Origin of the sequence: Sphingomonas sp. CFBP 8760 (assembly GCF_014841615.1) — a bacterium.
Classification (GTDB): Bacteria; Pseudomonadota; Alphaproteobacteria; order Sphingomonadales; family Sphingomonadaceae; genus Sphingomonas.
Genome location: NZ_JACYUG010000012.1, coordinates 43,691 through 56,743, shown reverse-complemented (window position 1 = coordinate 56,743; position 13,053 = coordinate 43,691). Strand labels below are relative to the sequence as shown.

Here is a 13,053-nt window from a genome sequence, read left to right as displayed (position 1 = left end):
TGGTGATGGAGGCAATACAGACCGCGATTGATATGGTCCTGCGCGAGGCGATGCTGTTCGCCGCGATCGGGCTGCTGATCGGTGGTCTGGACGATCTGCTGGTCGACCTGTTGTTCGTCGTGCGCAGGCTTTGGCACCGCCGCGAGGCGGCGTGGACGGTCGCCATGTTGCGGCCGGAACGCGCGGGGCGGATCGTGGTGTTCGTGCCGGCATGGGACGAGCAGGCGGTGATCGGCCCGATGCTTGCCCGCGCGCTCGACCGCTATCGCCATCCGGATTATCGCATCCATGTCGGGCTCTATCCCAACGATCCGGGCACGATCGCGGCGGTGATGGCGGTCGCATCGCGCGACAGGCGGGTGCGAGCGGTGATCGGCGACACGCCGGGGCCGACGACGAAGGCGGCGTGCCTCAACACCTTGTGGCACGATCTGGCGACAACCGGCGCGGTGGCATCGACCCGTGCGATCGCGCTGCACGATGCCGAGGATCTGGTCCACCCCGACGAGCTGACCGTCTTCGACGCGCTGATCGGCGATCATGCGGTGGTACAGCTACCGGTGATGCCGCTGGTCAAGCCCGGATCGCCGTTCGTCTCCGGCCATTATCTGGACGAATTCGCGGAGGCGCATCAAAAGCAGCTGCCGGTCCGTACATTTATCGGTGCGGGGATGCCGCTGGCGGGCACCGGCTGCGCGGTGGCGCCGTGGATCGTCGCGCGGCTGGCGGCGATGCGGGGCGGCGATCCCTTCGATCCGGCCAGTCTGGTCGAGGATTACGAGCTGGGCCTGCGCATCGCCGAACTGGGCGGGCGTGGCGTCTTTGCACGGGTGACGGACGACCACGGCCAGCCGGTCGCGGTGCGTGCCTATTTCCCCGCGACGCTGGCCGCGGCAGTACGGCAAAAGGCGCGGTGGATCACCGGCATCGCGCTCGCCGGCTGGGACCGCACCGGCTGGGCACGGCCACTGGCGCTGATCGACCACTGGATGCGCGCACGGGACCGGCGTGCCCCGATCGCCGTGCTGGTGCTGTTGAGTGCCTATGGCGCGATTGCCGCGTGGCTGGCGTCGGCGGCGCTGCACGGCTGGACGGGGGAGGCGACCGCCACGGCCCTGGCCGATCCGGTGCGGCTGCTGCTGCCGGTCAATGCCGCGCTGCTGGCGTGGCGGATGGGGATGCGCGCGGCTTTCACGGGGCAGGCCGCAGGTTGGCGACAGGCATGGTGGTCGGTACCGCGGATCGTGGTCGGCAACGTCGTGCTGCTGCTCGCCGCCGCGCGGGCGATGTGGCGCTATGCGGGAATGTTGCGCGGAACCGCGCCCGCCTGGGACAAGACCGCACACCATTTCCCGGACGCGGAAGCCACCACATCGTGAAGGGTGGCCGGCCGCTACGGTTTCTGGCGGTCACGCTGGGCGGATGGACGACGCTGCGCATCGCGCTGTTGTGGCCGACGATCGATTCGGTGCCGACGTTGATCGATGCGGTGGTGCCGCGTACGCAGGCCCAGGCTTTCTTCGCGGAGGCACCGCACCGAGCGGCAAGGGTCGGAAGCCATCGGCCGGTCCCACAAGCGCCGGTTTCGTTGCCGGTGGCGGGGGATCGGGCGACAACCGCGCTACGGCCGACCGTCGTCGCAGTGACCGTCCCGCCCTCGCCGCGGCAGGTCGATCGCGTCCAGCCGCCACCACTTGCGCCCGCGCCGCTGGCGACCGGCCCGTCACGCTGGGCCGGCAGCGTCTGGGGCATCGCGCGCGGCGGTGGCACCAGCGTCCAGCCGGGCGGGCAGCTTGGCGGATCGCAGGCGGGCGTGCGCCTTACGTACGCGTTGGGCGCGGCGCGGCGGGTGGCGCTGGCGGCGCGGGTATCTGCACCGTCGACCGGGCGTGGCGCCGAACTGGCGCTCGGGATCGACTGGCAACCGGGCGCGGCCCCCATCCACCTGATCGTCGAGCATCGCATCGCGCTCGATGGCGGACGGGGTGGCCCGGCCGCCTTGGTGATAGGCGGGATCGATCCGGTCACGATCGGCGGCGGCTTCCGTCTCGAAGCCTATGCGCAGGCTGGTGTGATCCGACGCGCCCGCACCGAACCCTTTGCGGATGGTGCACTGCGCATCGCCCGACCGGTCACGACGATCGGGCGGATGCGGATCGATCTCGGTGTCGGCGGCTGGGGCGGGGTGCAGCGGGGGGCCACCCGGCTGGATGTCGGCCCTACACTCGCCGTCGCGATCCCGGTGGCGGATCGAACGATGCGCGTGACGCTGGACTGGCGGCAACGCATCGCCGGCCAAGCCGCCCCGGGATCGGGACCGGCGCTGTCGATCGGCAGCGATTTCTAGCGATCCCGCCTCATACGTCTCCTCAGTGCGGTATATAATGGTCCCGGCCTGATGATGGCTTTTGCCTTGGCCGAGATCGTCGCCGCGCCGGTACAGCGTCGGGCGGCAACGTTGCGGCCGGCGCGCTGGATCAGCAATCCGCTTGTCATCCCGGCATCGTCGCGTCCGTCATCGCCGAAACCCGCCCGGATCGTCCGGTCGAACACCGTATAGCGGTAGTCCTTGTTGGAGGCGGTGATCTGCGTTTCGCCACCGCCGGCAAAGTCACGCAGCACTCTTGCCCGCGCGGTCGCGGTCATCGCCGACTATGTGCCCGGCAGCGCGGCCGCAGCGGATTTCCCGGCGGGACTGCCGGGAGCGCCGACCTTCTCCTTCGTCGACGGCAGCGACATCGCGACACAGATGGTGTCGATCAAGGGTGATACCGATGTAGAGGGCAACGACGCCTCCGGCTTCCGCTCGCCCGTGGCAGCCCTGTTAGCGTGATGGTTACCACGCGTTTGTCATGGTGCGGCATGACGGGCAAAGCGTGTCGTGCTCGGCTGCGAAGGCCGCACAGTCTTCGCAGCGCACGGTCGACAGTTGGATTGGTGAAGATAGATCGCGAACCGCCGCGACAATGACAGCTTTACATCTAGCAATAAAAGCGCCTTGCGCGATTAAGGAAAGCATCATGCGCCTCAAGCAGATTACGGCAGCAATATTGCCTCTTACCGGGTTTTCGGCAAGCCCGCTTGCCGCCCAATCTGTCACCCTGTCTCCCGCCCCCGAGTGGACGACCTGCGCAGCGGAGGACGCGATCTGCGACGCCCCGGCCAATGGGCTGATCCGCTACGGGGCGGGGAAGAAGTTCGTCTATCGGATCGCTCCCGGCCCCGTCCCCTGCAATAACGCCACGTTCGGCGATCCGATCTTGGGCACCGCGAAGACGTGCGCCGTCGCCATCCCTGCCGGCAGTACGGTCCCGGCCCACCGGGCTTTAAGTGCCACGTCCTCACTGGCTCCGGCGCCGATTACCGACCCTCGCGCAAGACTGGGCATCAATCTCGCGCCGACCATCTACTGGTCGGGTGAGCAGTCGTTCGCGAACCAGATGCTGGGCGCGGAATGGCGCCTGCCCGCACAGGGCTGGGGCTACGCATCGGGCGCCATGGTCAAGGATGGTGAGCCCGTCGAGGTGAAACCCGGCAGTCCGATGATCGCGTTTCTGACGCCGCCGGCCGCCGCCGCCACGTCGGATGCTGCCGAGACTCGCTGCACCTGGAAGGGCAAGGGCCGCGTATCGGTGAGCGGGCCGCGTCGCGACACCAGCCGGAAGGGCAACAGCCTGTCGTTCGTCTGGCCAAGGAATATTCCGCAAAAGCAGACGGTGCAGTTCGAGGTGCAGGAAAGCGTCGTCAGCGATCCGATCCGATCAATCGACTGCCGGCTGACGACGGATGCGCCCGACGCGATCTACGCCCCGCAGTTGCTCGCCTATCTGAAGCCGTTCGGGGTCCTGCGTTTCCTCGACTGGTCGAGTGCCAACGGCAACCCCGCCGCCGTAACCTGGGCGACACGGGGCAAGCCCGCCGGCCTGTCGATCGGCGGCAGCGACGGAGTGGCGCTGGAATACCAGATCGGGCTGACCAATGCGGTCGGCGCGAGCCCGTGGTTCACCGTGCCGCTGAATGCCGACGCCGATTACCAGCAGCGCATGGCGCAGATGGTCCACGATCAGGTGCCCGCTGGTCGCCCGGTCTATGTCGAGCTGTCGAACGAAGTCTGGAATTACCAGTTCGGACAGGCGCATCAGTTGCAGAAAGAAGGGGTGGCGGCCAAGCTTTCCGACAATGCGTTCCAGTCGGCGCAATATCGCTATGCCCAGCGCGTGATCGACCTGATGGCGGTCTGGTCGAAGGTCTATGCGGATCGCCCGCGCGATCTGGTCCGCGTCGTCGCGACGCAGGCGGGCAATCCGTGGGTCGGCGAAATCCTGATGGACTGGAACGGCGGCAAGCTGCGCGGCAGCGTGGATGCCATCGCCATCGCACCCTACTTCACGGTCGACCTCGCGGCTGGCGGTGATATGGTGGCGCGGCTGGCAGACGCGTCGCGATCGCAGATCGCCAGGGAAGCGACCGCCTATGCCGCCCTGGCGAAGCGGACCGGCAAGCGACTGATCGGCTATGAAGGGGGCCAGCATCTGATCGATCCGGCCCGCCTGGACACCATGGTTGCCGCCAATCGCGATCCCCGCATGGAACGCATCTACAGCGATTATCTGGCGGGCTGGTCGAAGGTCAGCGGCGGGGACCTCCTGACCCTGTATTCTGCCACCGGCTCGATCTCCGGCCACGGGGCATGGGGGCTTCGCGAATATGCGGGTCAGCCGCTTTCGGAGACACCGAAGCTGCGAGGCGTGCTCCACTGATGGACCAAGGTGATGGCAGCATAACTGGGAACGATGCCGCCATCACAAACTCGGAACGTCGCCCCCTTTCGCCGAGACAAGCTGACCAGCCGCATCGATTAAGTGGGAACTGCCGCTCCACGGACTATCAAACCCGGTGCAACGTCGCTGCACTGGTCGAAAACCGCCGTTTTCTGCGACTTCAGTCTCTCGACATCCCGCTTGATCCCGCCCAATCCCACGTCGGTGTAGTTCCCAGTTATTCGAGCATTCACAACCGGGCGCGGCCCCCATCCACCTGATCGTCGAGCATCGCATCGCGCTCGATGGCGGACGGGGTGGCCCGGCGGCGTTGGCGGTGGGCGGGATCGATCCGGTCACGATCGGCGGCGGCTTCCGTCTCGAAGCCTATGCGCAGGCTGGCGTGGTTANGCTGGATGTCGGCCCGACACTCGCCGTCGTGATCCCGGTGACGGATCGGACGATGCGCGTGACGCTGGACTGGCGGCAACGCATCGCCGGCCAAGCCGCCCCGGGATCGGGACCGGCGCTGTCGATCGGCAGCGATTTCTAAGCGATCCCTCCTCACACCTCGCCTCAGTGGGGGATATATGGTCCTGGCCTGATGATGGCTTGTGCCTTGGCCGAGATCGTCGCCGCGCCGGTACAGCGTCGGGCGGCAACATTGCGGCCGGCGCGCTGGATCAGCAGTCCGCTTGTCATCCCGGCATCGTGGCGTCCGTCATCGCCGAAACCCGCCCGGGTCGTCCGGTCAAACACCGTATAGCGATAGTCCTTGTTGGAGGCGGTGATCTGCGTTTCGCCACCGCCGGCAAAGCCACGCATCGCCATTGTCAGCGCGGTAGAGGTAAGTTCGACCTGACCCGGTCGGCCGAACCGATAGACGGCGGCACCGTTCCGTCCGCAGACCGCCACCTGCTTCGGTCCGATCGCACACGAGAACAGCGGCGCTTCGCCCGGCCGGCACAAGGCGACGGGCTGCGTCATGGCGCGGGGCCGTGGGGCGGATGGCATCGCCGCACCGACCGCGGCCAGTGCGATCAGTCCTCCGATTCCGGCTGTAATGCCCGCAACGCTCGTCGATATGCCTGCCATCGTTCCTCGCTTCCGTGGTTGCCGCCATTGACCGTGCGGGACACCGTGTTGAAATCCTCTCGATCGAGGACGGTTGCCGTCCGCCGGTTGAGATCGTTGGTCGTCCAGAACAGGCCGGCACTGTCGGCGGCGGTCACCGGTCGGGCCAGCGCATCGGGATCGTTCTCGAACCCGGCGACGCGGTAATTGTAGCGACCCGTCGTCTGCATCAGGCCACGACCGCGATAACGATAGCCGTCGCCGCTACGTTCGTCGCCATTGCCCAGCCGGTCGGCATAGACATGATTGCCCAGCGCTTCCGGATTGCGGGCATAGGGTGCCGCCGCCTCGGCAGTGGGGAAGCGCCGTGGCCACACGACGCGCAGGCGCGGCGCCGAATAGTTCAGATTCTCCTCGACGTTGCGCAGCTGGCCGCTTTCCACGCTGATCTGCGCCAGGAAGGCGGCACGGCGTTCGTTGGTGTTGATGCCATGCACGCGCATCGCGGTGTTCAACGGTCCGATGAACCGCCCGATCTGCCCGCCCGCCTCCGGCATGATCGCCCGCAGCTGCGCCTCCGTCACCTCGCCGGCGACGGCATCGCCGGGGCCACCCGGTGGGGCGGACGGCGCGGGGGCGGGCGCAGCGGGTCTGGGGGTGGGAACGGGCACGGTCCGGCCGGCCGGGGCGGGTGATGCGGTCGGCCGCGCCGGGGCGGGCGTCGCCGCCCCGGGCTGGACGATCAGGCTCTGTCCGACGCTCAGCCGGTCGGGATCGTGCAGATGATTGATGCGGGCAAGGTCCTGCCAGCGCATCCCGTGACGGCGGGCGATGGCGGACAGGCTTTCGCCCCTGCGAACGACATGGTGCTTCATGACGGCATCTCCGGGGAAGACGGCGCTTTCGCTATCACCATTATGTTACGGGCTCGCGCCAGGAGCAAGCCGCACCTTCTCTTGCCCGCCGATCCGACCTAGAAGCCGCTGTTGTGGATCTGTATCTTCCCGTTGCCAACCTGTCGGTCAATGCGCTGGTGATCGTGCTGCTGGGCGGCGGGGTCGGGTTGCTGTCGGGGATGTTCGGGGTCGGGGGGGGCTTTCTCACGACGCCGCTGCTGATCGTCTACGGCATTCCGCCCACCGTCGCCGCCGCTTCCTCCGCCAGTCAGGTGACCGGTGCCAGCGTCTCCGGCGTCTTCGCGCATGTCCGGCGGGGCGGGGTCGATTTCAAGATGGGCGGGGTGCTCGTCGCGGGCGGGGTGCTCGGCACCTTTGCGGGGGCGTGGATATTCCGGTGGCTTCAGCAACTGGGGCAGATCGATACCGTGATCGCGATCATCTATGTCCTGATGCTGGGGTCGATCGGCGGCCTGATGGCAAAGGAATCGCTGGTTGCGATCGGACTGGCACGACGCGGTCAGCCGCCGCGTGCCGCCAAGCGCCGGCATCATCCGCTGGTCGCGGCGCTGCCGTTCCGGACGCGCTTCTACGGATCGGGTCTGTACATCTCGCCGCTGGCTCCGTTGCTGCTGGGGTTCGCAACCGGGATGCTGACGATCCTGCTGGGCATCGGTGGCGGCTTCATCCTGGTGCCGGCGATGATCTATCTGATCGGGATGGCGACCGGCGTGGTGGTGGGGACCAGCCTGTTCCAGACCCTGTTCGTCACCGCCGTCGCCACGATGGTCCATGCCACCACCACCCGTGCGGTCGATATCGTGCTGGCGGGGCTGTTGCTGATCGGATCGGTGGTCGGCGCGCAGGTGGGGGCGCGGCTGGCGACCAAGGTGAAACCCGAATATCTCCGCCTCGCGCTGGCGCTGATGGTGCTGGCGGTGGGGGTCCGCATCCTGCTGGGGCTGGTGTGGCGGCCCGAGGAAATCTTCACGGTGACGATATCGTGAGGGTGGCCACTGCACCCGCACTGTCGCTCGCCATGGCGGCACCGCTGCTGCTGGCGCAGGCCAAGCCGGTGCTGGTGCCGGACGTGTCGCAACGGTCGATCGAGATCGTCTACAGCTTCACCGGGGCCGATCTGCTGCTGTTCGGCGCAATCCTCTATCCCGGCGGGCGGGTGCCCGCGGGGGAGCGGCCCGCCGACATCGTCGTGGTGGTGAAGGGGCCGACCCAGTCGATCCTGGTGCGGGAGAAGGAAAAGGTCGCCGGCATCTGGGTCAACGCCGCACGGGCGCGATACCGGTCGGCGCCGTCCTTCTATGCCATCGCCTCGTCCCGCCCGATCGGCGAACTGGTCGATGAACGGACGCGCGCGATCTACGAACTGGGCCTCGACAGCCTGCAATTGTCGCCGGTATCGACCGCGCCGGCGGAGGAGCAGGCACGGTTCGGGCGCGGGCTGGTGGAACTGAAGGCCCGCAGCGGCCTGTACATCGAGACGCCACGCGCGGTGGAGATCACTGATGGCGTCCTCTACCGTGCCCGCGTCACCATTCCCGCACGCGTGCCGGTGGGACGTTTCACCGCGGAGACGTTCCTGATCCGCGACGGCCGCGTGCTGGCGGCGGCGGTACGCGACATCGATATCCGCAAATCGGGGTTCGAGCGGTTCGTGGCGCGCGCGGCGGAGCGATCATCGGTACTCTACGGACTGACGGCGGTGTTGCTGTCGGTGTCGCTGGGCTGGTTCGCCGGCTGGGTCGCGCGCCGGGTGTAGGAAGCGGAATAAACCACCGTCATCCGTTGTTTACGCCTTGCCGGCTATGGCGGTGGCCAGCAGCGTATCGATGAGATCATTCCATGTCAGAACGGCCCCGGCTCGACGGTTTTCTTCACGCGATGCCGACCGATGCCGCACCGATCGGCCATATCACGGCGGTGGCGGGGGCAGGCAGCCGGGTGGTGCTGGACCGGGCGGCGGTGGCTGCGGCGGCGCTGTCCCCCGATCCGGTCGCGGCGGCGGCCGGGCAGGTGGGCAGCCAGATCAAGCTGCGGGTCGGCGGCCAATGGCTGATCGCCAACATCCGGTCGCTGGCATCCGCCGATGATGCCATCGCGGCGGAGATCGATTTTCTGGGCGAGGGCGATGAGGAACCGGCGACCGGCCTGCTCCAGCGCTTTCGCCGGGGGGTGACCCGCTATCCGATGCCGGGGTGCGTGGCCTATCCGGTCACGACCGCCGACCTGACCCAAATCTATGCTGCCGACGATCGCGCCACGATCGGCATCGGCACCGTCCATCCCACCGCCGATGTGCGCGCCGCGCTGTATGTCGATGCGATGCTGGGCAAGCATTTCGCGCTGGTGGGATCGACCGGCACCGGCAAGTCGACCGCGACCGCGCTGATCCTGCACCGCATCTGCGCTCTCGCGCCGCAGGGCCATATCGTGATGATCGATCCCCACGGCGAATATGGCGCCGCCTTTGCCGGCACCGGCGCGGTGTTCGACGTGTCGAACCTGCAGATGCCGTACTGGCTGATGAATTTCGAGGAACATTGCGAGGTGTTCCTGACCACAGCCGGCTCGGCGCGGCAGATCGATGCCGACATCCTGGCCAAATGCCTGCTCGCCGCCAAGGCCAAGAGCCGGCTGGGGCAGGAGATCGCGCGACTGACGGTGGATGCGCCGGTGCCGTACCTGTTGTCCGATCTGACCAACCTGATCGGGTTGGAAATGGGCAAGATGGACCGGGCGGGTGATACCGCCCCCTATCTGCGGCTGCGGACCAAGATCGACGAGATCAGGGCCGATCCGCGCTACGGTTTCATGTTCTCCGGAATGCTGGTCGCCGATACGATGGCGGAATTTCTGCGGCGGGTGTTCCGGATGCCGGGAGAGGGCAAGCCGATCTCGATCGTCGACGTATCGGGCGTACCATCGGATATCACCGCCGTGGTGGTGGCGGTGCTCAGCCGGATGACCTTCGACTATGCGATCTGGGCGCGGGGCGAGGCGCAACGGCCGATCCTGCTGGTCTGCGAGGAAGCGCACCGGTACATCCCGGCGGGGCGCGAAACGGACAGCGCGGTCGGCCGTATCCTAGGGCGGATCGCGAAGGAAGGGCGCAAATACGGCGTCTCGCTGGGCCTTATCACGCAGCGGCCCTCCGATCTGGCGGAGGGCGTGCTGTCGCAATGCGGCACGATCATCGCGATGCGCCTCAACAACGATCGCGATCAGGCTTTCGTGCGCGCGGCGATGCCGGAGGGCGCGCGCGGGTTTCTCGATACGATCCCGGCGCTGCGCAACCGTGAGGCGATCATATGTGGCGAAGGCGTGGCGATCCCGATCCGCGTCGCGTTCGACGCGCTGGAGGAGGGCAAGCGGCCCGCCTCCGACGATCCGGTTTTCTCCGCCCTGTGGCGCGATATCGGCGGCGAGGACGCGATCATCGCGCGGACGATCAAGCGCTGGCGCTCGCAGGGGAAATAACGGCCTTTACGGGGCCGGTCGCTCCGCCTGCGCCTCCGCCAGATACACCGCGAACAGGCCATCGGGATCGGTCCATTCCGCCACCGGCGTCCAGCCACCGGTGCGCAGCAGGATACGGGCGTCGCGGGGGCCGTATTTATGGCTGTTTTCGGTATGGATCGTCTCGCCTGCAGCCATCGCGAAGGCGTGGCCGTCGATCGTGAAGTCGATGTCGCGAACCGCCTCCAGATGCATCTCGATCCGGGCGCGGTCGTCGTTCCAGCGCGCGACATGGCGGAACGCGTCGAGCGGGATCGCTGCGCCCAGTTCGCGGTTGATCCGCGCCAGCAGGTTCATGTTGAATGCCGCCGTCACGCCGGCGGCATCGTCATAGGCGGGAACGAGGATATCCGCGCTCTTGATCCGGTCCATCCCGATCAGCAGCATCGCGCCTTCACCCAGCGACGCGCGCATCGCCCGCAACAGGTCCGTCGCCATCAGCGGCGTCATGTTGCCGATCGTGGAGCCGGGAAAAAAGCCCAGCTTGGGCGCATCGGCGATCGTCCTCGGCAGGGCGAGCGGGCGCATGAAATCCGCCTCGAACGGCAGCACCAGCAGATCGGGAAAGGCCGCCGACAACGTCTTCGAGGACGCACGCAGGAAATCGCCCGAGATATCGATCGGCACATAGGCGGACGGCGCGACGGAGCGGAGCAGGATCGGGGTCTTCGCCGAAGAGCCGGAGCCGAATTCGACCACCGCGCGCCCTTGCCCGATATGCTCGCACAGGGTTGGGCATAGCGTCTCAAGGATGCCGATCTCGGTCCGCGTCGGATAATATTCCGGCAGGTCGGTGATCTGCTCGAACAGTTCCGACCCTTGCCGGTCATAGAACCAGCGCGCGGGGATCGCGCGGGGACGGCGAGCGAAGCCAGCCAGAACATCGGCACGAAAGGCGGGATCGGCAAGGCTGTGCTGGCCGTCCTCGGCCTCCGGCTTCAACATGCGGGCAGGTCCTTTGCGAGACGGACGCCGGTGAACTGCCAGCGTTGATGCGGATAGAAGAAATTGCGGTAACTGGCGCGCGCATGGCCGCGCGGGGTGGCGCAACTGCCGCCACGCAACACGAACTGCCCGCTCATGAACTTGCCATTATATTCGCCGACCGCGCCCTCTGCGGTCCGGAAGCCGGGATACGGGCGATAGGCACTGCCGGTCCATTCCCAGACATCGCCGAACAGGCCGCCGGCGTCGTCGGTCGCGGGGCGGGGTTCTACCGGACCGGCGGTATCCATCTGGTTGCCGCCAGCGGCATCGTGCAGCGCGGCGGCGGCTTCCCATTCCATTTCGGTCGGCAGGCGTGCTCCCGCCCAAGTGGCATAGGCATCCGCCTCGTAGAAGCTGACATGCGTGACCGGCGCGGCGGGATCGACCGGACGACGACCGTCGAGGCCGAAGCGGGTCCAGCCGCCATCGGCGTCCTCCCAGTAGAGCGGGGCGGCGATGGCGTTCGTCTTCACCCAGTTCCAGCCATCCGCCAGCCACCAGCGCGCCTCGCGATAGCCGCCGTCGGCGATGAACGATGCCCATTCGCCATTGGTCACGGTGCGGTCGGCCAAGGCATGGGGGGTAAGCAGCGCGGGGTGACGTGGTCCCTCGCAATCGAACGCGAAACCGGCGCCGTCGTGGCCGACCTGCACGATTCCGTTCGACCCCTCGATCCAGCGGATCGGGTTCGGCATCGCCACTGGTACCTTGCGCGCCGCCGGCCACAACGCGGGTTCGAGCGGATTTTCCGACAGCAGGTGCAGCACGTCGGTGACCAGCAGTTCCTGATGCTGTTCCTCATGATGGCATCCCAGTGCCACCAGTTCCCGCGCGGCGATGGGCAGCGAGGGCAAGGCAGCCGCCAGCGCGGCATCGACATGCGCGCGGTAGGCCCTCACTTCGTCCAGCGTCGGACGGGTGATCATGCCGCGCCGGTCACGGGCGTGCCGGCGACCCTCCGCTTCGTAATAGCTGTTAAACAGGAAGGGCCAGCGCGGATCGTGCAGGGCATAGCCGGATACGTGGTCGCGCAATACGAAGGTTTCGAAGAACCACGTCGTATGCGCGAGATGCCATTTGGCGGGTGAGGCATCGGGCATCGACTGCACGGTCGCATCGGCATCGGACAGCGGTTCGACCAACGCCATGCTGAGCGCACGGACCGCGCGGTATCGATCGACCAAGGCCGATGCGTCGAATGCTTTTGCCGCGGTCGCCATGTCTATGCCTCGTTCACGAACCGGCCGATCGGCTCAGCGCGTTCCCCCCGGAACCCACAGAACGTCGTCGGCCCCATTTTGGTTCAACGCCCGCGCCGCGACGAACAGGTAATCCGACAGGCGGTTGATATATGTTGCCGCCACCGGGCTGACCGCCGGCACCGCCGCCACCGAGCGTTCGGCCCGACGCACGATCGCCCGTGCCAGATGCACGCCCGCCGCACCCGGACTGCCGCCGGGCAGGATGAAGCTGGTGAGCGGCGGGATCGCATGGGTCAGCACATCGATCGCCGTCTCCAGCCGGGCGGTCTGTCCGGGGACGATCCGCAACGCCCCTTCGATCGACAGCGGCGTGGCGAGATCGGCACCGAGATCGAACAGGTCGTTCTGGATACGGCCGAGCTCGTCGCGCACCGCACCGGCCGGGACCGCCACGAGGGCGACACCAATCGCGCTGTTCGCCTCGTCCACGTCACCGATCGCGGCGATCAGGGGATCGGATTTGGCGATGCGCGACCCGTCGACCAGCCCGGTGGTGCCATCGTCACCGGTGCGGGTGTAGATCCTGTTGAGCTTGACCAA

13 protein-coding genes are annotated in these 13,053 nt (G+C 67.3%); 7 read left to right on the top strand and 6 right to left on the bottom strand.

The window, feature by feature from the left end:
* The first annotated feature begins 5 nt into the window (after positions 1-5).
* Positions 6-1,379, top strand: coding sequence for a glycosyl transferase family protein (locus tag IFT82_RS14515; protein ID WP_192128039.1), 1,374 nt, complete (start codon positions 6-8; stop codon positions 1,377-1,379).
* Positions 1,376-2,347, top strand: coding sequence for a hypothetical protein (locus tag IFT82_RS14510; RefSeq protein ID WP_192128037.1), 972 nt, complete (start codon positions 1,376-1,378; stop codon positions 2,345-2,347). Before IFT82_RS14515 ends, IFT82_RS14510 begins: the two co-directional genes overlap by 4 nt.
* Here IFT82_RS14510 and IFT82_RS14505 read toward each other — a convergent pair.
* The gene (locus IFT82_RS14505; protein ID WP_192128035.1) at positions 2,344-2,646 is read right to left on the bottom strand and encodes a hypothetical protein; all 303 of its coding nucleotides are present in this window, start codon (positions 2,644-2,646) and stop codon (positions 2,344-2,346) included. The two genes, IFT82_RS14510 and IFT82_RS14505, sit on opposite strands and share 4 nt — an antisense overlap.
* A 10-nt stretch (positions 2,647-2,656) precedes the next feature.
* Here IFT82_RS14505 and IFT82_RS14500 point away from each other — a divergent pair, with 10 nt between their 5' ends.
* Together IFT82_RS14500 and IFT82_RS14495 are read left to right on the top strand one after the other, a co-directional pair.
* On the top strand, positions 2,657-2,833 hold the full coding sequence (locus IFT82_RS14500) for a hypothetical protein (protein ID WP_192128033.1): 177 nt from the start codon (positions 2,657-2,659) through the stop codon (positions 2,831-2,833).
* Between the two features lie 187 nt (positions 2,834-3,020).
* Positions 3,021-4,760 (top strand): hypothetical protein, encoded by a 1,740-nt coding sequence (locus tag IFT82_RS14495; RefSeq protein WP_192128031.1) that lies wholly within the window; start codon positions 3,021-3,023, stop codon positions 4,758-4,760.
* 576 nt (positions 4,761-5,336) lie between these two features.
* Here IFT82_RS14495 and IFT82_RS14485 read toward each other — a convergent pair.
* Together IFT82_RS14485 and IFT82_RS21220 are read right to left on the bottom strand one after the other, a co-directional pair.
* The gene (locus tag IFT82_RS14485) at positions 5,337-5,747 is read right to left on the bottom strand and encodes a hypothetical protein (RefSeq protein ID WP_192128027.1); all 411 of its coding nucleotides are present in this window, start codon (positions 5,745-5,747) and stop codon (positions 5,337-5,339) included.
* A 53-nt stretch (positions 5,748-5,800) separates the two neighbouring features.
* Entirely contained in the window at positions 5,801-6,709 is a 909-nt protein-coding gene (locus tag IFT82_RS21220; RefSeq protein WP_192128025.1) for a LysM peptidoglycan-binding domain-containing protein, read from the bottom strand.
* Positions 6,710-6,822: 113 nt separating this feature from the next.
* Here IFT82_RS21220 and IFT82_RS14475 point away from each other — a divergent pair, with 113 nt between their 5' ends.
* From IFT82_RS14475 to IFT82_RS14465, 3 genes are all read left to right on the top strand, one after another.
* Positions 6,823-7,737, top strand: coding sequence for a TSUP family transporter (locus IFT82_RS14475; RefSeq protein WP_192128023.1), 915 nt, complete (start codon positions 6,823-6,825; stop codon positions 7,735-7,737).
* A 32-nt stretch (positions 7,738-7,769) separates the two neighbouring features.
* Positions 7,770-8,507 carry a TIGR02186 family protein gene (locus IFT82_RS14470; protein WP_192128160.1) on the top strand — a complete coding sequence of 246 codons (738 nt, stop codon included), beginning with the start codon at positions 7,770-7,772 and terminating at the stop codon, positions 8,505-8,507.
* 83 nt (positions 8,508-8,590) lie between these two features.
* Positions 8,591-10,225 carry an ATP-binding protein gene (locus IFT82_RS14465; RefSeq protein ID WP_192128021.1) on the top strand — a complete coding sequence of 545 codons (1,635 nt, stop codon included), beginning with the start codon at positions 8,591-8,593 and terminating at the stop codon, positions 10,223-10,225.
* A gap of 6 nt (positions 10,226-10,231) precedes the next feature.
* Here IFT82_RS14465 and egtD read toward each other — a convergent pair whose 3' ends face one another.
* Genes egtD through IFT82_RS14450 form a run of 3 tightly spaced genes read right to left on the bottom strand, consistent with a single transcriptional unit; the run spans position 10,232 to position 13,053 of the window.
* Positions 10,232-11,209 carry an L-histidine N(alpha)-methyltransferase gene (egtD, locus tag IFT82_RS14460; protein ID WP_192128012.1) on the bottom strand — a complete coding sequence of 326 codons (978 nt, stop codon included), beginning with the start codon at positions 11,207-11,209 and terminating at the stop codon, positions 10,232-10,234.
* Entirely contained in the window at positions 11,203-12,471 is a 1,269-nt protein-coding gene (egtB, locus tag IFT82_RS14455; protein WP_192128010.1) for an ergothioneine biosynthesis protein EgtB, read from the bottom strand. The genes egtD and egtB overlap by 7 nt, the downstream gene beginning before the upstream one ends.
* A gap of 33 nt (positions 12,472-12,504) precedes the next feature.
* The gene (locus tag IFT82_RS14450) at positions 12,505-13,053 is read right to left on the bottom strand and encodes a cob(I)yrinic acid a,c-diamide adenosyltransferase (protein WP_192128008.1); all 549 of its coding nucleotides are present in this window, start codon (positions 13,051-13,053) and stop codon (positions 12,505-12,507) included.